At 70.5% G+C, this 17,656-nt stretch carries 14 protein-coding genes; 8 read left to right on the forward strand and 6 right to left on the reverse strand.

Annotated features, from left to right (window positions below; genetic code table 11):
* Positions 1-143: 143 nt before the first annotated feature.
* Positions 144-1,352 carry a phosphoserine phosphatase SerB gene (gene serB, locus ACFWYS_RS06295; RefSeq protein WP_384764066.1) on the reverse strand — a complete coding sequence of 403 codons (1,209 nt, stop codon included), beginning with the start codon at positions 1,350-1,352 and terminating at the stop codon, positions 144-146.
* Between the two features lie 161 nt (positions 1,353-1,513).
* Positions 1,514-3,727, reverse strand: coding sequence for a streptophobe family protein (locus tag ACFWYS_RS06300; protein WP_384764069.1), 2,214 nt, complete (start codon positions 3,725-3,727; stop codon positions 1,514-1,516).
* 239 nt (positions 3,728-3,966) lie between these two features.
* Between ACFWYS_RS06300 and ACFWYS_RS06305 the strand changes: the two genes are divergently transcribed.
* Positions 3,967-6,543 carry an FHA domain-containing protein gene (locus tag ACFWYS_RS06305; RefSeq protein ID WP_384764072.1) on the forward strand — a complete coding sequence of 859 codons (2,577 nt, stop codon included), beginning with the start codon at positions 3,967-3,969 and terminating at the stop codon, positions 6,541-6,543.
* 108 nt (positions 6,544-6,651) lie between these two features.
* Here ACFWYS_RS06305 and ACFWYS_RS06310 read toward each other — a convergent pair whose 3' ends face one another.
* From ACFWYS_RS06310 to ACFWYS_RS06320, 3 genes are all read right to left on the reverse strand, one after another.
* Positions 6,652-7,401: a transglycosylase SLT domain-containing protein gene (locus ACFWYS_RS06310; protein WP_384764075.1), complete on the reverse strand. Its 750-nt coding sequence runs from the start codon at positions 7,399-7,401 to the stop codon at positions 6,652-6,654.
* 299 nt (positions 7,402-7,700) lie between these two features.
* Positions 7,701-8,822: an S-adenosylmethionine:tRNA ribosyltransferase-isomerase gene (locus tag ACFWYS_RS06315; RefSeq protein WP_384764078.1), complete on the reverse strand. Its 1,122-nt coding sequence runs from the start codon at positions 8,820-8,822 to the stop codon at positions 7,701-7,703.
* Positions 8,819-9,520 carry an SDR family NAD(P)-dependent oxidoreductase gene (locus tag ACFWYS_RS06320; RefSeq protein ID WP_384764081.1) on the reverse strand — a complete coding sequence of 234 codons (702 nt, stop codon included), beginning with the start codon at positions 9,518-9,520 and terminating at the stop codon, positions 8,819-8,821. The genes ACFWYS_RS06315 and ACFWYS_RS06320 overlap by 4 nt, the downstream gene beginning before the upstream one ends.
* Before the next feature lie 241 nt (positions 9,521-9,761).
* Here ACFWYS_RS06320 and ACFWYS_RS06325 point away from each other — a divergent pair, with 241 nt between their 5' ends.
* The 3 genes from ACFWYS_RS06325 (at position 9,762) to ACFWYS_RS06335 (ending at position 11,949) form a co-directional block, all read left to right on the forward strand.
* Entirely contained in the window at positions 9,762-10,907 is a 1,146-nt protein-coding gene (locus tag ACFWYS_RS06325) for a GAF domain-containing sensor histidine kinase (RefSeq protein ID WP_384764084.1), read from the forward strand.
* Positions 10,900-11,541, forward strand: a complete 642-nt coding sequence (locus tag ACFWYS_RS06330; protein WP_062701235.1) for a response regulator transcription factor — start codon at positions 10,900-10,902, stop codon at positions 11,539-11,541. The genes ACFWYS_RS06325 and ACFWYS_RS06330 overlap by 8 nt, the downstream gene beginning before the upstream one ends.
* Before the next feature lie 168 nt (positions 11,542-11,709).
* Positions 11,710-11,949: a chaplin family protein gene (locus tag ACFWYS_RS06335; protein WP_384764088.1), complete on the forward strand. Its 240-nt coding sequence runs from the start codon at positions 11,710-11,712 to the stop codon at positions 11,947-11,949.
* 193 nt (positions 11,950-12,142) lie between these two features.
* On the opposite strand, the gene ACFWYS_RS06340 is transcribed toward ACFWYS_RS06335, so the two are convergent.
* Positions 12,143-12,931 carry a hypothetical protein gene (locus ACFWYS_RS06340; RefSeq protein ID WP_384764090.1) on the reverse strand — a complete coding sequence of 263 codons (789 nt, stop codon included), beginning with the start codon at positions 12,929-12,931 and terminating at the stop codon, positions 12,143-12,145.
* 154 nt (positions 12,932-13,085) lie between these two features.
* On the opposite strand from ACFWYS_RS06340, the gene ACFWYS_RS06345 reads away from it, so the two are divergent.
* From ACFWYS_RS06345 to ACFWYS_RS06360, 4 genes are all read left to right on the forward strand, one after another.
* The gene (locus ACFWYS_RS06345) at positions 13,086-13,883 is read left to right on the forward strand and encodes an ABC transporter ATP-binding protein (RefSeq protein WP_272122910.1); all 798 of its coding nucleotides are present in this window, start codon (positions 13,086-13,088) and stop codon (positions 13,881-13,883) included.
* A 94-nt stretch (positions 13,884-13,977) separates the two neighbouring features.
* Positions 13,978-14,409: an NfeD family protein gene (locus tag ACFWYS_RS06350; RefSeq protein ID WP_384764094.1), complete on the forward strand. Its 432-nt coding sequence runs from the start codon at positions 13,978-13,980 to the stop codon at positions 14,407-14,409.
* Positions 14,410-14,564: 155 nt separating this feature from the next.
* A complete protein-coding gene (locus ACFWYS_RS06355; RefSeq protein WP_384764097.1) occupies positions 14,565-15,503 on the forward strand; it encodes an SPFH domain-containing protein in 939 nt (312 codons plus the stop codon).
* Positions 15,504-15,788: 285 nt separating this feature from the next.
* A complete protein-coding gene (locus ACFWYS_RS06360) occupies positions 15,789-15,953 on the forward strand; it encodes a hypothetical protein (RefSeq protein ID WP_384764100.1) in 165 nt (54 codons plus the stop codon).
* The last annotated feature ends 1,703 nt before the right edge of the window (positions 15,954-17,656 follow it).

A 17,656-nucleotide genomic window follows, 5' to 3' on the forward strand; every position in this document is an offset into this window, starting at 1 on the left:
CTCCCCCCGGCGCCACACTCTCCCCACCCCCTCCCCCCACTTATCTCACCCCCCACCCCCCCGCCCCCCCCCCCCGCCCCGCCCCCCCCGCCCCTGTGCATATGGGCGATCAGGATGCAGACAGGCGCTCAGGCGCGGGGCCGTCAGTCCTCGTCGTGCATGTCGGCCGCTTCGACCTCTTCCCGGGTGACGCCGAGCAGATACAGGACGGTGTCCAGGAACGGCACGTTCACCGCCGTGTGCGCGGCCTCCCGCACCACCGGCTTCGCGTTGAAGGCGACACCGAGCCCGGCCGCGTTGAGCATGTCCAGATCATTCGCGCCGTCACCGATCGCCACCGTCTGGGACAGCGGAACCCCCGCCTCGGCGGCGAACCGGCGCAGCAGCCGTGCCTTGCCCGCCCGGTCCACGATCTCCCCGGTCACCTTGCCGGTGAGCTTGCCGTCGACGATCTCCAGCTTGTTGGCCTGGGCGAAATCGAGCCCGAGCCGCTCCTTGAGATCATCGGTGACCTGCGTGAACCCACCCGAGACGACCCCCACTTGGTAGCCCAGCCGCTTCAGCGTACGAATCAGTGTGCGCGCACCCGGCGTCAGCCGCACCTCGCTGCGCACCTTCTCCACCACCGAGGCGTCCAGCCCCTCCAACAGCGCCACGCGCGCGTGCAGGGACTGCTCGAAGTCCAGCTCCCCGCGCATCGCGGCCGCCGTCACCTCGGCCACCTTGTCCTCGCAGCCGGCATGCGCGGCGAAGAGCTCGATCACCTCGTCCTGGATCAGTGTGGAGTCCACGTCCATCACGACCAGCCGCTGGGCGCGCCGGTGCAGCCCGGCGGCGACGACGGCGACGTCGACACCCAGTGCCGCCGCCTCGGTCACCAGGGCGGTGCGCAGCGGCTCGGTCTCCACACCGGACACCGCGAACTCCACCGCCGTCACGGGGTACTTGGCGAGCCGGAAGATACGGTCGATGTTGGCGCCGGACTTGGTGATCCGGGCGGCGATCGCGGCCGTCGCCTCGGCGGTGAGCGGGTGTCCGAGCACGGTCACCAGGGAGCGTCCGACGCCACGCGGCCGGTTGTCGCCCAGGCCGGAGATGATCTCCGCCTGCATCCTCATCGACTCCGCCCAGCTGTGGACGGTCGCCCGCAGGTCCCCCTCCGTTCCGGCGGGAGGCTGCGTCACGAGCGCGCACAGCGTGATCCGGCCACGGGTGACGACCTGCTCGATGTCGACCACGTCGACGGAGTAGGCGGCCAGCGTGTCGAAGAGGCCGGCAGTGATTCCCGGCCTGTCCTTCCCGAAGATCTTGACGAGAAGTGTGGGTGTGTCGGAGGTCTGCGAAGCGCTCATGGTGCTTCCACCGTATCCGGCACTCAGTGCCTGGCGCCCCTGAGGTCCGTCTAGCGGACACGGAACACTGGGTGTCGCTCGGGTGGCGGGGGCCTTACGTTCCGGCCACGGCTGCACCAGCACCTGTGAAACGGCACGGCGGCATCCGTGGGCCCAGCCGCTTACGGCTTCCTCGGCGGCGGCGGCGGGGGAGGAGGCGGTGGTGGAGACGGCGGCGGCGGTGGCGGAGGCATCGGTCCTTCGTCCGCCCCGGACGACGACCGGTTCCCACGCCGCCGAGAAGGCCGGGACGGCCGGGACGGCGGCCCGATCGGCCGGGCGACCGTGGGCGCGCCGTACACGTCGCTGCCACCGGGGGGCGGCGAGTCGGCGGGCGGCTGATCGGAAGGCCGCTGATCGGAGCGCCGCTGACCGGACTGAGGGGCACCGGGCTGAGGGGCGCTGGATCGCGGGGCACCGGATCCCGGGGCACCGGATCCCGGGGCACCGGACCGTGGGGCACCGCGCGGCGGCTCACCGGACCGCCGCTCACCTGGTCGCCATGCCTCCTCGCGTCCCGACCGCCTGTCGCCCCCCGACCACTCATCACGCCCCGACCACTCATCGCGTCCCGACCGGCCATCACCTCCCGACCTCGCATCGCGCCTCGACCGCGCATCGCGCCCCCACCCTGCGTCGCGCTCCCCCCTCCCGTCGGCTCCGCGCGCCCCACCGGGCGCCCCCGCGCCCCCGGAAGGCCCGTCCGAGCCCGGCGGACGCGCGTCCTCCGGCTCACGCAGTTCGTCCGGTACGCGCAGGTAGGGGTTCGTCGCCGGGTTCGGCGGCCGGTACGGCGTGCCGGGTGCGTACGGCCCGGACCCGCTCGCAGACGACGTGCCCCCGGCACCCTCCGCCGCCGTGGCCGTCGTACCCGCACTGCCTGCCACTCCCGCGGCATCCGGCCTCGCAGCAGCCAGGGCCACCTCGCCCCGCGCCGCCGCAGTCGCCCGTTGCCCCGCGGCCCCGGTGGCCCGGGCCAGCAGCGCTCCCGCGGCACCCGCCCCCGCGCCCCACGCCGCCCCTAGGACCAGCGCCATCCCGAGGTTCCCCTCAAGCCGCACCCCGGCGCCGAACGCGTCGAAGCCCAGCACCGACAGCGAGGCGTCCACGGACACCTCGGTCAGCCACGCGAGCAACGGCAGCGCCAACGCCGTGGCGACACCGAGCCGCAGCGCACACCGCCCGGCGAAACGAAGGGCCCCCGGATCCCGTACGCCCCCATGCACCACCGGCGTCCGCACAGCCGTCAGCACCCCCGCGAGCAGCATCATCACCGCCGCCGCGACGCCCAGCAGCCATACCCGCCCGTCCAGCTCCGCCAGCCTGCCCAGCGTCACGGACTGGTCCTCACCGCTGTTCAGCAGGTCGTCCAGCGGATCCGGCAGCAGGCCGGCAAGCACCCCCGTGGCCCTGCCGTCGAACGGTACGAACAGGCCGATCGGGATGCCGAGCCATACGCCGTTAGGGGCACCCAGCAGGGCGGCGCCCGCGATGCGCTTGGGGTGGTCGTCGCCGATCGCCGCGTACGCCGCCGCCGCGAGCCCGGCCGCGACCGCGACCAGCAGCACCGTGACGAGGGCGGATGCGGCGGGCCGTGCGACACGGTGCACGGCGTCCCAGCCGCGGGGCAGCGGGGCGCGGCGCGAGGCCAGCAGGGCGATCAGCAGGATGCCGGCGGACCAGCCCATGCCGCCCAGCAGGGTCGGTGCCGTGTCCACGGTGAAGCCGACCGCCGCCTTCGCGTCGATGAGGTCGCCGATCTGGTCGGGCAGCAGTCCGCCGATGTCCCCGACGTCGCCGAGGCCGGGGATCTCGATACCGCCACCGCCCCCGCCGCCTCCCGGCAGGTCGTCGAGGCCCAGCGAGCTCCCGTCGATGGTGATGACGTCGTGCCCCGCCCAGGCCAGCCCGCCCAGCGTCGCCACGAACACCGCGACCACCGCGCCCGCGCGTGCGAGGAGTTCGGCCGGTGCGATCACAACTCCCGCGCTTCGCAGGGACCGTAAGAAGAACCAGGACAAAAGGACCGCACCGACCAGGCTCACGCCGAGTGGCGTGATCTCGATGGCGGTCGCCGCCTCCGCGCCCGTCAATCCGAAAGCGGACACATCACCGGACGGTGTGACGGAACCCCCCGCCCCAAGGGCCACCACCGCCGCGGTCATCGGGCCCAGGGAGCTCGCCGAGTCCGCCCCCAGCAGATGCAGTCCCAGCGCCGCCGTGCCCGCCATCCCGATCAACGCCCAGCTCACGGAGGCGATCGCGGACAGCAGGATGTCTCCCCACGGCAGCCGCGTGCCGTGCCTCGCGCTCTCGACGTTCGTGGACGCGCTCATGCAGACCCCCCGATCCGCCGCGCGGCCGGCTCGCCGCGCATGTCCCCCTCGCGTGGATTACCACTCTCCGGGCTGGTTTCAACCCCGTCAACGGAACCAGTCGAAGCGTCTGCGCGTGCTAGTCATAAGGCCCGACTTTCAGTCAGGGGGCGGAGCCTGAAATAGTTCCCGACGATGTTCGACATCCCTAGACTCCCTGTGTTGGGGGTAACTCGGGGGACTACTCAGTGGGGCATGGAGTGCCGGAACTCGTACTGGAATTCAATGGACGGACCTGGACGCTCGATCCGTCCAGGGCTTACACCCTCGGACGCGATCCGCAGGGCGACATCGTGTTCGACGACGCCAGGGTGTCCTGGCGGCACGCCACGATCAGCTGGAGCGGCCGCAGTTGGGTCCTGGAGGACCACGGCAGCACCAACGGCACCTTCGTGCAGGGCCACCGCATCCACCACCTGGAGATCGGCCCGGGCTCGGCCGTTCACCTGGGCAACGGAACCGACGGACCGCGCCTGAACCTCTCCGGCACCGCGGCCTCCGTCGCCTCGCCGCAGGCCCAGCCGCAGCAGCAGCCACAACAGCAGCCGTACGCCGCGCAGGGCGCGAACCCCGGCTGGGCCCAGCAGGCTCCGGCTCAGCATCAGCCGCCGCAGCAGCAGGCACCGCATCAGGCTCCGCAGCAGGCCCAGCACCAGGCCCCGCAGGCCGGCTGGCAGCAGCCGCAGCAGCCGTCCGTCTCGAAGGTGCCGCAGCAGCAGGGCCCCGGCGGTGGCGCGGGGGCGCCGCCGGTCTACGGCGACCGCAGCCCCACCACGTTCCACCAGTTCGCGATCGGCCGCGTCATGCGCATCGGCCGTGCCCTGGAGAACGAGCTGGTCGTCTCCGACCTGCAGGTCTCCCGGCACCACGCCGAGTTCCACTCGACGCCCGACGGCCGTATGGAGATCCGCGACCTCGGTTCCCACAACGGCACCTACGTCAACGGCCAGCCGATCGCCAAGGGCGGCTCGCAGCTGCTGGGCCCCGCCGACATCGTCGGTGTCGGTCACTCCACGTTCCGGATCGTGGGCGACCGCCTTGAGGAGTTCGTCGACACCGGTGAGGTCTCCTTCTCGGCCCGCCATCTGACCGTCACGGTCGACGGCGGCAAGCAGATCCTCAAGGACGTCTCCTTCGGCGTCCCGGAGAAGTCCCTCATCGCGGTCATCGGCCCGTCCGGCTCCGGCAAGTCGACCCTGCTCAAGGCGCTCACCGGCTACCGGCCCGCCAACCAGGGCGACGTCCTCTACGACAACCGGAACCTCTACAAGCAGTTCGCCGAGCTGCGCCAGCGCATCGGTCTGGTCCCGCAGGACGACATCCTGCACAAGGAGCTGACCGTCAAGAAGGCCCTCAAGTACGCGGCCAAGCTCCGCTTCCCGGCCGACACCACGGGCGCCGAGCGTGAGGCCCGTATCGACGAGGTGCTGCGCGAGCTGAAGCTCGACATCCACAAGGAGAAGAAGGTCACCTCCCTCTCCGGCGGCCAGCGCAAGCGCGTCTCGGTGGCCCTGGAGCTCCTCACCAAGCCGTCCCTGATCTTCCTGGACGAGCCCACGTCGGGCCTCGACCCGGGCATGGACCGCGATGTCATGCAGCTGCTGCGCGGTCTCGCCGACGACGGCCGCACGGTCCTCGTCGTCACCCACTCGGTGGCCGAGCTGGCGCTGTGCGACAAGCTCCTGGTGATGGCGCCGGGCGGTTCGGTGGCGTACTTCGGTCCGCCCGAGGAGGCGCTGAACTTCTTCGGCTACGACACCTGGGCCGATGTCTTCTCCGCCTTCGAGAACTACCGCGACTACGACTGGGCGGGACGCTGGAAGGGCTCGCAGCACTACCAGATGTACGCCGCGGACATCGACGCGATCGCGCCGCAGTCCGTACAGATGCCGCCGATGCAGGCGATGCGCCCGCCGAAGCCGCAGGGCTGGATGTCGCAGTTCGTCACGCTGGTGCGCCGCTATACGTCGGTGATCGCCTCCGACAAGGGTTTCCTGGCCCTGATGGTGATCCTGCCGGCCGTCCTCGGCGCGGTGAGCCTGCTCATCGACTCGGGCAAGGGCCTGCTGCCGAACCCGGCCAACGCCACCGGCCGCATCATCCCGAACGGCACGGCCACCACCGTCCTGCTGATCCTCGCGGTCGGCGCCTGCTTCGCCGGCGCCGCGAACTCCGTCCGTGAGCTGATCAAGGAACGGGTCATCTACGAGCGGGAACGCGCCACCGGCCTGTCCCGCTCGGCGTACCTGATGTCCAAGGTCTTCGTGCTCGGCTTCATCACCGTGCTCCAGGGCCTGCTGGTCGGCGTCATCGGCTTCGCGAGCCGGGAGATCCCGGAGGAGGGCCTTGTCTTCGGCAAGCTGACGCTGCTGGAGCTGTCGGTGCCGATCATGGCGCTGGGCTTCAGCTCGATGATGTTCGGCCTGATCATCTCGGCGCTGGTGAAGACGGCCGAGAAGACCATGCCGCTGCTGGTCATGTTCGCGATCATCCAGGTCGTGTTCACCGGCTGCCTGTTCGCCCTCAACGGCTCGATCGGCGCCAACCAGATCTCGTATCTGATGCCGTCGCGCTGGGCGGTGGGCGCCGCGGGTGCCACGCTGGACTTCAACAAGATCAGCCCGCCCGACAAGGGCGAGAGCAACGACCCGCTGTGGGAGCACACGGTCGGCGCCTGGACCATGGACATGCTCGCCCTGATCGCCCTCGGCGTGATCTGCGGCTTCTTCGTGGCCCGCTTCCTGCGCCGCCACGAGCCCGAGGTCATGCGCAAGTAGTAGTCCCTGTCGTACGAGCGGTCTCTGCCGTACGACGCCCGAAGGGCGGCACCTCGTCAGGAGGGTGCCGCCCTTCGGCGTACGGATCAGAGGCCCGCGCTACCTCGCTCAGTACGCGCTGTTGACGTTGTCGATCGAGCCGTACCGGTCGGCCGCGTAGTTGGCGGCGGCGGTGAGGTTGGCGACCGGGTCGTACTGGCTGAAGGCCGTGCCCGGGACGTGGTAGGCGTCGAAGGTCGGCTTGATGACCTGGAGCAGACCGATCGACGGGATGCCGTTCTGGGCGTTGATGTCCCAGTTGTTGATGGCGTTCGGGTTGCCCGAGGACTCCCGCATGGTGTTGCGGTACAGACCGTCGTAGGTGCCCGGGATGTTGTGCTTCTTCATGATGTCCAGGGCCTCACGGATCCAGCCGTCGAGGTTGTTCGCGTAGGTCTTGGCCGCGACCGGCTTGACCTGTATGCGCTTGGCGGACCGGCTCGCGGCCTCCTTCGCCTTGCGCTCCGCCTCGGCCTTCTTCTTGGCGGCGGTGGCCTTGGCGGCCCGGTGCTTGGCGGCGGCGACGGCGGCGCGGTGCTTGGCGGCGGCGACGGCGGCCTTGTGCTTGGCCGACATCTCCTGGGCCTTCACGCTGTCGCGGGCGAGCTGGTCGGTGACGCTGCCCTTGACGTCCTTGATCTGCTCATTGCTGTAGGCCACCTTGCCCGTGGGGGCTTCGGCCGTGGTCGTCTGGGCGTTACCGGGTACGGCGGAGATGGCCAGGGCGGCGGCACCGAGAGTGGTGACACCGGCGATCGCGATCTTCTGACGCTTGGTAATGGCACGGCCGAGACCACGGTTCTTGGTGTTCTTGAGCATGGCAGATGGACCTCTTCGAATAGCGCGGAGGTCGCTCGCTGTCCGGCGGGGGACACGGGTGCTTCCGGCACAAACGCCGCGGGCAGAACCCGCGGCGTTGAGCGACGAGAGCCATTCTTAGCGGCCGCAAAATTGCGTGGCAAAGGTGTGACGTACGATCCTCGATAGTGGACCCGTGAAGGGCAAAATAGGATAGACAGGACTGTCTGCGCCGCTCAAAAGGGACGCCTGTGACTACTACGGACTTTCGTACGTGATCTGCGCCCTATGTGCGGGCTCACAGCGGGCCCGTGACGGTCTCACCGGCAGTTGCTAGAGCAATGCTCTGAGTGAGGGGGCTCCGACGGCAGGATGAGATGCACGTCGCCGAACTCGTGCCAGAGGTAGAGCTCCCGTAGCGCCGCCTCGTACCCGCGGTCGATCGCGGCTCCCCCCGCGACCGCCTCCAGCATCAGCAGATGCGAGGCCTCCGGCTCGTGCAGCCCGGTCAGCAGCCCGTCCACCACCCGGACCCCGCGCTCCGGGGTGACGACGAGGTCCGTCCACCCTGCACGCGCGCGTACGACCCCGTCGGCGTCCGCCGCCGACTCCACCGCCCGCACGGCCGTCGTCCCGACCGCGACGACCCGGCCGTCCCCCGCCTTGACCGCGTTGATCAGCCGGGCCGACGCCTCCGGCACCGCGAACCGCTCCGGATACGGCGGCTCGTGCGCCTCGGCCGAGGCCACGCCGGTGTGCAGCGTGATCGGCGCGAACTGCACACCCCGGCTCACCAGCTCCGTCACCATCCGCACCGTGAAGGGCCGCGCCGCGCTCGGCATCTCCGCACTGCCCGCACCGTCGGCCGACGGCAGCGCGAACACCGTCTGGTACGCCGACAACGGCTGGTCCCGCTCCGTGTACGCGTACCGGATCGGCCGCCCGTGCTCACGCATCAGCCCCAGAACCCCTGCCGCCCCCTGAGCGTCCTCACCCGCCCCCTGCCGGGACCCGGCCACCCGCGCCCACCACAGCCGCGCGCTCCGCGCACTCAGCGGCTCCTCCAGCACCAGCCGGAACCCACCCGGCAGCCGCACCTCAGTCCCCGCGGGCCCGCCCGCACGCGCGCGCGTGGTGCCCCGCTCATCGGGATCCCGCAGCTCAACGGCCCACCGCCCGTCGTCCCCGCGCGTGGAGAAGTGCACCACCACACGCGCGTGCCCGATCCACCCGTCCACGGCCGCGGCCAGCGTCTCCGACGTGTTGACGACCAGCAGATCCCCGGCCCGCAGCAGCAGCGGCAGCTCACCGAACGCGTGATGCGACACCTCGCTGCCCCGCGACACCAGCAGCCGTACGGCATCCCGGTCCAGCCCCGGCCCACGCTGCTCGGCCGGCACCCGCGCCGACAGTTCCTCCGGCACCCTCACCGCCAGCGTCATCGCCGCCCCTCCAACAGCGCGGGAGCCCCGTACCGCCCGCTCACCGGACGCTCGTCCAGCAGCCGCAGGAAGGCCGGCACCACACCGGCCGGCGCCGGCCGCGGATCCGCGTCGTCCGGTACGGCCGCCGCGTACAGGTCCGTGGCCATGTCCCCGGGGTCGACCGCCCAGACCCGCAGCCCGGGCTCCTCCGCGCCGAGCACCGCCGCGAGATGGTCCAGCGCGGCCTTCGACGCCCCGTACCCGCCCCATGTCTCGTACGCCTCGGCAGCCGCGTCCGAGCTCACCGTGATCACGGCTCCCTCCCCGGACGCCCGCAGCAGCGGCAGCGCCTCCTGGACGAGGGCCAGCGCGGCGACCACGTTCACCTCCAGCGCCCGCCGCAGCCCCTCCGGCGGCAGCGCGTCCAGCCGTACGAGCGGCTCCGCGCCCAGCGCGCTGGCATTGCTCACCAGCAGGTCGAGGCCGCCCAGCCGCCACGCGGCCGCCACCAGCTCGGCCAGGTGCGCGGCGTCCGTGACGTCCCCCGGCACCGCCGTCACGCGCGTGCCGTGCAATTCCCGGAGCCCGGACGCCGTCTCTTCCAGGACCTCCGCCGTTCTGGCGTCCAGCACCAGATCCCAGCCCCGCCCGGCCAGTCCCTCGGCGAGCGCTCGCCCCAGCCCCTTCGAGGCCCCCGTGATGATCGCTACCGGCATGACAACCGTCCCCTCGTCCAAGACCGCCTCCGATCGGCGATGCCCTCAACGTAGGAACCGGGACGCGGCCCCCGCCTCGGACGCGGGCCGCAAAGTCCCGGGGCCCTTCGACCTACGCCGCACACCGGGGGCCTTTCGCCCTACGCCGCCGAATCTGCGACCCAAGGCCTAGGTCCCCCGCCCCGGCCGACCGCGCCACAGGTCCGATCCGGCTGTCACACCCCGCCGGTACGGTGAGGGCATGAGTCAAGGCCCCAGGTCCGGCCTAGCCGCGGTGAGCTCCGCGTTGCTGGCCATGAGCAGGCATCTGGAGGTGCGCGACGTCCTCAAGACGATCGTCGCCTCGGCCCGCGAGCTGCTCGACGCGCAGTACGCCGCCCTCGGCGTGCCGGACGACCACGGCGGCTTCGCCCAGTTCGTGGTCGACGGGGTCAGCGACGCGCAGTGGAAGGCCATCGGCCCGCTGCCCCGCCAGCACGGCATCCTCGCCGCGATGCTTCAGGAGGCCAAGGTCGAGCGCCTCGCCGACGTCCGCAAGGACCCCCGCTTCGAGGGCTGGCCGTCGGCACACCCCGACATGTCGGACTTCCTGGGCCTGCCGATCCGTGACGACGACGAGGTCATCGGCGCACTGTTCCTGGCCAACAAGAACTGCCCCAAACCGGAGGGCAGTTGCGGCTTCACGGAGGAGGACGAGGAACTGCTGGGGATCCTCGCCCAGCACGCCGCGATCGCCCTCACCAACGCCCGCCTCTACGAGCGCAGCCGCGAACTGACCATCGCCGAGGAACGCTCACGCCTCGCCCACGAACTGCACGACGCGGTCAGCCAGAAGCTGTTCTCCCTGCGCCTGACGGCCCAGGCGGCCACCGCCCTGATCGACCGAGACCCGTCCCGTGCCAAGGGCGAGCTGCACCAGGTGGCCGCGCTCGCCGCCGAGGCCGCCGACGAACTGCGCGCCGCGGTCGTCGAGTTGCGCCCCGCCGCCCTCGACGAGGACGGCCTCGTCGCCACCCTGCGCACCCAGATCCAGGTCCTGGACCGCGCCCACACCGCACGCGTGACCTTCGCCGGCCGCGGTGTGAAGGCCCTGCCCGCCTCCCAGGAGGAGGCCGTGCTGCGCGTCGCCCAGGAGGCCCTGCACAACGCCCTGCGGCACTCCGAGGCCGAACACGTCGACGTGACGCTGGACCGGCGCGGCAGCGGAGCCGTCCTGCGGGTCACGGACGACGGCAACGGCTTCGACCCGAAGGCGATACGCCGCGCCGGACGCCACCTCGGCCTGGTCTCCATGCGGGACCGCGCGAGCGGGGTCGGCGGCACGCTGACCGTGGAATCGGCGCCCGGCAAGGGCACCACGATCGAGATGGAGGTCCCCGGTGGCTGACGCAATCAGGGTGCTGCTCGTCGACGACCACCAGGTGGTCCGCCGGGGCCTGCGCACCTTCCTCGAAGTACAGGACGACATCGAGGTCGTGGGCGAGGCGGCCGACGGCGCCGAGGGAGTGGCCCGCGCGGAGGAACTGAAGCCGGACGTCGTGCTGATGGACGTCAAGATGCCGGGCATGGACGGCGTCGACGCCCTGCGCAAGCTCCGCGAGCTGGACAACCCCGCGCGCGTGCTGATCGTCACCAGCTTCACCGAGCAGCGCACGGTGATCCCGGCCCTGCGCGCGGGCGCCGCCGGTTACGTCTACAAGGACGTGGACCCGGACGCCCTCGCCGGAGCCATCCGCTCGGTCCACGCCGGCCACATCCTGCTCCAGCCCGAGGTCGCGGGCGCCCTGCTGTCCCAGGAGGAGGCCAACTCCGGGCAGGGGAGAGGGGGTTCGCTGACAGAGCGGGAGCGCGAGGTGCTCGGCCTGATCGCGGACGGCCGCTCGAACCGTGAGATAGCCAGAGCCCTCGTCCTGTCGGAGAAGACCGTCAAGACGCACGTCTCGAACATCCTGATGAAGCTCGACCTCGCGGACCGCACCCAGGCCGCGCTGTGGGCCGTACGCCATGGCGTGACCGGCTGAAACGTTCTCCGCAGGACATGACGCTCGGCAATTCGGAGCGTTCCGCTCCGGACTGAGATTCATACCGTCGTGGGAATGTCCCCCAGATGGCGCATCCTTCGTGGATCTCCGCCGTTCTCCAGTGCGTGCTGCGGCGACTGCCGCGGCAGTCGCAAGGAGGGCTCAGAAGTGAAGAACCTGAAGAAGGCAGCGGCCGTGACGATGGTGGCGGGTGGCCTGCTGGCCGCCGGCGCCGGAATGGCCTCCGCCACCGGCCAGGCCAACGGCGAGGCCATCGGCTCCCCGGGCGTAGGCTCCGGCAACGTGGTCCAGGTCCCGGTCAAGGTCCCGGTCAACGTCTCGGGCAACAGCGTGAACGTCGTCGGCGTCATGAACCCCGCCTTCGGCAACCTGGCCGTCAACCACTGACGACCCCCGAAGCAAGCAGTGACCTCCGGTCTCCCGGGCACCCCGGGAGGCCGGTCTGCGTTTTCGGCGCAGGTCGGCGAAAATCAGCCCGTCCGGCGTTTGAGGACGAGGCCGTTCAGGCCGATACGGGGGTCTGGGGGGCGGAGCCCCCGGCCAACGGGCACACCAACACCGGCCACCACGACTCAGCGCTTCACCTGACGCCCCGCTCCCGCTCCTCCACAACGGAGTTGTACGCAGCGACCTGCGCGCGCCGAGCCACCCGCTCCACCGGCCGCAACGCCTCCGCCCGCGCCCCCATCTCGGCGGAGCTCACCGCACCCCCGTGCCCGTTCTCCTGCGCCAGCGAGATCAACAACCCCACCCGCTGAGCCAGCTCCAGCACCCGCACCGCCCGAGGCGGATACCCCGGCGCCAACACCTCCCGCCCCCGCTCGGCCCGCGCCCGATAGGCGTCGATCGCCGCCTCCGCCATCGGCCCCGACCCGGCGACGTCCAGCCGCGACAACACCGCGGTGGCGTCCCGCAGCGCCTCCGCCAGCTCCCGCTCGGCCTCACCCAGCGACGGCACATCCGCGGGCGGCGCCTCCCGCACCGACAGCACTTGCCAGACGACCTCGACATGCACATCACCGTCCGGCCCGGCCTCGTACACCTCCGGCACCAGCCCGAACGCGGCGCCGTGGCAGACCACCGCCTCCTCGGCATCCATCGCCCGCGCGTTGAACTCCGGAGGCCCGCTCAACCCCAGCGGATGTCCGGGCGCCGGCAGCGCGATCCGCAGCCCCGTCGCCCCCAGCGCCCGCAGCCGACCCAGCGCCAGCGTGAGCCCGACGGGCGCCGCCTCACCGGGCAGCCCCTCGACCCGGTGCACCGCGTCGTCCCCGACGATCTCGTGCACAGCGTCATCCGGCGAGACAAGTCCGGCCAAAAGGGCATTTCCCCAAGCGGCAAGGCGTCCTGAACGTGGTTCCGAGAGCATGCCCCCACCCTAAGGACAGGACCGATGGAATGAAGCGGTGGACCGGTGGCGTAGATTTCGTTGAGGGCTGCGCCCACCGGCGCACGCGACCACCGAGACGCCTAGCCGCCGAGACGCCGACACCGGTCACACTGCAAGGGGAGACAACGCGCTCATGAGCGATGTTCTGGAGCTTCAGGACGTATCCGTGGTCCGTGAGGGCCGGGCTCTGGTGGACCAGGTCTCCTGGTCGGTCAAGGAGGGCGAGCGCTGGGTCATCCTCGGCCCGAACGGCGCCGGCAAGACCACCCTCCTGAACGTCGCCTCCAGCTACCTCTACCCGACCAAGGGCACCGCGACCATCCTCGGCGAGACCCTCGGCAAGCCCGGCACCGACGTCTTCGAGCTGCGCCCGCGCATCGGCGTGGCCGGCATCGCCATGACCGAGAAGCTGCCCAAGCGCCAGACGGTCCTGCAGACCGTGCTGACCGCCGCCTACGGTATGACCGCCACCTGGAACGAGGACTACGAGGAGATCGACGAGCAGCGCGCCCGCGCCTTCCTCGACCGCCTCGGTATGAGCGACTATCTCGACCGGAAGTTCGGCACCCTCTCCGAGGGCGAGCGCAAGCGCACCCTGATCTCCCGCGCCCTGATGGCCGACCCCGAGCTGCTCCTCCTCGACGAGCCCGCCGCCGGCCTCGACCTCGGCGGCCGCGAGGACCTCGTCCGCCGACTCGGCCGCCTGGCCCGCGACCCGATCGCCCCCTCGATGCTCATGGTCACCCACCACGTCGAGGAGATCCCCCCGGGCTTCACCCACGTCCTGATGATCCGTCAGGGCAAGGTCCTCGCCGCCGGTCCCATGGAGCTCGAACTCACCTCCCGCAACCTCTCCCTCTGCTTCGGCCTCCCCCTCGTCGTCGAGCAGGTCGGCGAACGCTGGACCGCACAGGGCCTCCCTCTCTCCTGACGCTGCCCTTCACCCCGCGAAGCACCGGTAAGAACGGCCTTCAAACTGATCGGCGCCCTGTCGGCGACAGGGCCCGCGGTCATACCATGACCAGGTGGAAATCGACGCGTGGGTTTGGTGGTTGATCGGCGCAGCAGCGCTCGGCATCGGGCTTGTGATCACCGCGATGCCCGAACTCGGCATGCTGGCGGTGGGCGCCGTCGCGGCCGCGGTGGTCGCCGGCCTCTTCGGCGGTGGTGCCGTCATCCAGGTCGTGGCCTTCGTCGTCATCTCGACCGCACTCATCGCCGTCGTACGCCCCATCGCGAACCGGCAACGGGCACAACGGCCCCAACTCGCCACCGGCATCGATGCGTTGAAGGGAAAACAGGCCGTCGTACTGGAGCGCGTCGACGCCTCCGGCGGCCGGATCAAGCTCGCCGGAGAGGTCTGGTCGGCCCGCGCCCTCGACACAGAACGCGCCTACGAGGTGGGCCAGGAAGTGGACGTCGTGGACATCGAGGGGGCCACGGCCATCGTCATGTGAACCTCGCACCGTGACCTCGCACGACGTAACTGGCGCGAACGCGCCACGGGGTACGCGACGGTCTGTCAGACTCGACCAGCAAGATCTTCAACAAACATAAGATCTGCCGAAGTTGCCGAAGTTGACGCAGTGGAGAAGGGGTACGGGGAACGACGATGGAACCGGTCATCATCGTCCTGATCATTCTGGTGGTGTTGGTCTTCATCGCCCTGATCAAGACGATCCAGGTCATCCCGCAGGCGAGCGCGGCCATCGTCGAGCGCTTCGGTCGCTACACGCGGACACTCAACGCGGGCCTCAACATCGTGGTCCCGTTCATCGACACCATCCGCAACCGCATCGACCTGCGTGAACAGGTCGTGCCGTTCCCGCCGCAGCCGGTGATCACCCAGGACAACCTGGTCGTGAACATCGACACGGTCATCTACTACCAGGTGACCGACGCGCGCGCCGCCACCTACGAAGTCGCCAGCTACATCCAGGCGATCGAGCAGCTCACGGTCACCACGCTCCGCAACATCATCGGCGGCATGGACCTCGAACGCACCCTGACCTCCCGCGAGGAGATCAACGCGGCCCTGCGCGGCGTCCTCGACGAGGCCACCGGCAAGTGGGGCATCCGCGTCAACCGAGTCGAGCTGAAGGCGATCGAACCGCCCACCTCCATCCAGGACTCGATGGAGAAGCAGATGCGCGCCGACCGTGACAAGCGCGCCGCGATCCTCACCGCCGAAGGTACGCGCCAGGCCGCCATCCTCACCGCCGAAGGTGAGAAGCAGTCCCAGATCCTGCGCGCCGAAGGTGAGGCCAAGGCAGCCGCCCTGCGCGCGGAAGGCGAGGCCCAGGCGGTCCGCACGGTCTTCGAGGCGATCCACGCCGGCGACCCGGACCAGAAGCTCCTGTCCTACCAGTACCTCCAGATGCTCCCGAAGATCGCCGAGGGCGATGCCAACAAGCTCTGGATCGTCCCCAGCGAAATCGGCGACGCCCTGAAGGGCCTCTCCGGAGCCATGGGCAACCTGGGCGGCCTGGGCGGCGGTTCAGGCAACGGCGGCACTGCCTCGGAACGCCGAGAGAAGCCGTCGATCGACTGACGCGGAGTCCTGTCGTACGACAAAGGGGCGCCCCATCGTAACGAATGGGGGCCCCCACCCCGCGAGGGGGGCGGGGGACAGCGCGCCCCCCCCCACCCCACCCCCAGCGCCGCGGGCGCGACTGAGGGGGGGGGGGGGCGGGTTACACGCTGGGGGGTCCCCCAGGACCGTAACGACATTCTCGAGTCCAACAACACTCCCAACCCCACGCGGCGGTCGCTCTACGGCGACCGAGGATCGCGACAACTCTGGCCACACGCGTGCCAGTATGGGTCGTCGTGGCGGTTGCCCTCTGGGGCGACCGAGGATCGCAACTGCGACGGGACCAACGGCTACCTCAACGGCAAGTGGTGGCGGTTGCCCTCCGGGGTGACCGAGGATCGCAACACCAAGGTCGCGCCGAACGACGTCCCGACCGCCTTCGTGGCAGTCGCCCTCCGGGGCGATTGAGGAGGGCAACGGTGCGGGCCGGCGGCGTGGGCGGGACGAACAGGAGTGGCGGTCGCCCTCACGAGTGACCGAGGATCGCAACGATGCGGTCTGGAAGACGGACCAGATCGCAGGACCGGGTGGTGGTCGCCCTTCGAGGCGACCGAGGGTAGCAATCCTGCGATGCCGACGATGAGCATGCGCTCGGAGTTGAGTGGCCGTTGTCCTCCAGGGCGACCGAGGATGGACCGTCACTCCGACCTGGTGCTGGCCCGCCGTGGCCTGGTGGCGGTCGTCCTACAGGACGACCGAGGATCGCAACCATGTCCACACTGCTTCCACGTCCGTGTCGCAGCGGGTGGCGGTCGCGCTCCGGGGCGACCGAGGATCGCAACTGCATGGGGGTGCCGTTTTTCCATCCGGCGAACTTGGTGGCGGTCGCCTTCCGGGGTGGCTGAGGATTGCAACGGGGCGACTGGCTTCGTCGTGGCCAAGAGCGAATTGCGGCGGTCGCTCTACGGGGCGCACCGAGGATCGCAGCCGCGTCCGCGGAGCGAGGGGCGACTAGCTCTACACCGGTGGCGGTCGTTCTCCGGAGCGACCGAGGCTCGCAACCTGCTCGACAAGGGGGCTGTACATAGCCAACGCCCCGAGGATCGCAACACCGCGAACACGCTGGTCATCCTCGCCGAGCGTCGCGGTGGCGGTCGTCCTCAGGCGCGGCCGAGGATCGCAACAGCCATATGTAGGGCGCGATGAACCGCACGTCGGCGGTGGCGGTCGCCTTCCGAGGCGATCGAGGATCGCAACCTCACCGACGGCCGCGTGATCGACCTGGAGCACACGGGTGGTGGTCGCCATCAGGGGCGACCGAGCATCGCAACGCCGAATGAGGCGTGGCACAAGGCCATCAACCACCGGGTGGCGGTCGCACTTAGGACGACCGAGGATCGCAATCACGGTCCAGCCGAGCTGTCACACGCGCAAGCGCACCGTGGCGGTCGCCCTCTGGGGTGACCGAGGATCGCAACGACTACGACCCCGACGCGCTCAACTGCCAGAACGGCGTGGCGGTCGCCTTCCAGGGCGCCAGAGGATCGCAACTCCTCCTGCTCCGGTCCGGAGCGAATTCGGGACCCGGGGGTGGGGGTCGCCTTCCGGTGTGACCGAAGATCGCAACACCGATATCTTGCTCGGCTCGGCCGGGCTCGCGGGAAGTGGCGGTTGCTCTCTGGGGCGACCGAGGATTGCAACGTCGGCACCCACGGCGCCGGCCCGAGCACGCCGATGGTGGCGGTCGTCTTCCGGGACGATCGAGGATCGCAGCTTCAGGGACACGTTCATCTTCTCGAAGGGCCTGGTCGTGGCGATCGCTCTCCGCAGCGACTGAACCGGAACTTGTCCCGCAGCCGCCTAAAGTGGTGGTTGCCTTCCGGGGTGACCGAGGATCGCAACACCGCCATGGGTATGGCCATGATCGACATGGTGGAAGTGGCGGTCGCCCGGCGGGGCGGTCGAGGATCGCAACTGCTCATCGAGCGAGACACGCCCGTAGCTCACGCAGCGGCGGTCGTCCTCCCGAGCGACCGAGGATCGCAACACCGAAGACGGCTGGAAGGTGTGCAAGCCCAGCCCAGTGGCGGGGGGGGGGGCGGGGGGGCGGGTGCGCGGCACACCACTCAGCCGAGGGCGGCGGTGGGTGTGGGGGTGGTGTGGGGGTGTGG

The sequence above is a fragment of the Streptomyces sp. NPDC059010 genome, assembly GCF_042740355.1.
GTDB lineage: Bacteria > Actinomycetota > Actinomycetes > Streptomycetales > Streptomycetaceae > Streptomyces.

Excerpts from the sequence above, each read along its gene's own strand:
- serB (WP_384764066.1), bottom strand. The coding sequence starts at position 1,352 with ATGAGCGCTTCGCAGACCTCCGACACACCCACACTTCTCGTCAAGATC.
- ACFWYS_RS06300 (WP_384764069.1), bottom strand. The coding sequence starts at position 3,727 with ATGAGCGCGTCCACGAACGTCGAGAGCGCGAGGCACGGCACGCGGCTG.
- ACFWYS_RS06310 (WP_384764075.1), bottom strand. The coding sequence starts at position 7,401 with ATGCTCAAGAACACCAAGAACCGTGGTCTCGGCCGTGCCATTACCAAG.
- ACFWYS_RS06315 (WP_384764078.1), bottom strand. The coding sequence starts at position 8,822 with ATGACGCTGGCGGTGAGGGTGCCGGAGGAACTGTCGGCGCGGGTGCCG.
- ACFWYS_RS06320 (WP_384764081.1), bottom strand. The coding sequence starts at position 9,520 with ATGCCGGTAGCGATCATCACGGGGGCCTCGAAGGGGCTGGGGCGAGCG.
- ACFWYS_RS06325 (WP_384764084.1), top strand. The coding sequence starts at position 9,762 with ATGAGTCAAGGCCCCAGGTCCGGCCTAGCCGCGGTGAGCTCCGCGTTG.
- ACFWYS_RS06340 (WP_384764090.1), bottom strand. The coding sequence starts at position 12,931 with ATGCTCTCGGAACCACGTTCAGGACGCCTTGCCGCTTGGGGAAATGCC.
- ACFWYS_RS06345 (WP_272122910.1), top strand. The coding sequence starts at position 13,086 with ATGAGCGATGTTCTGGAGCTTCAGGACGTATCCGTGGTCCGTGAGGGC.
- ACFWYS_RS06355 (WP_384764097.1), top strand. The coding sequence starts at position 14,565 with ATGGAACCGGTCATCATCGTCCTGATCATTCTGGTGGTGTTGGTCTTC.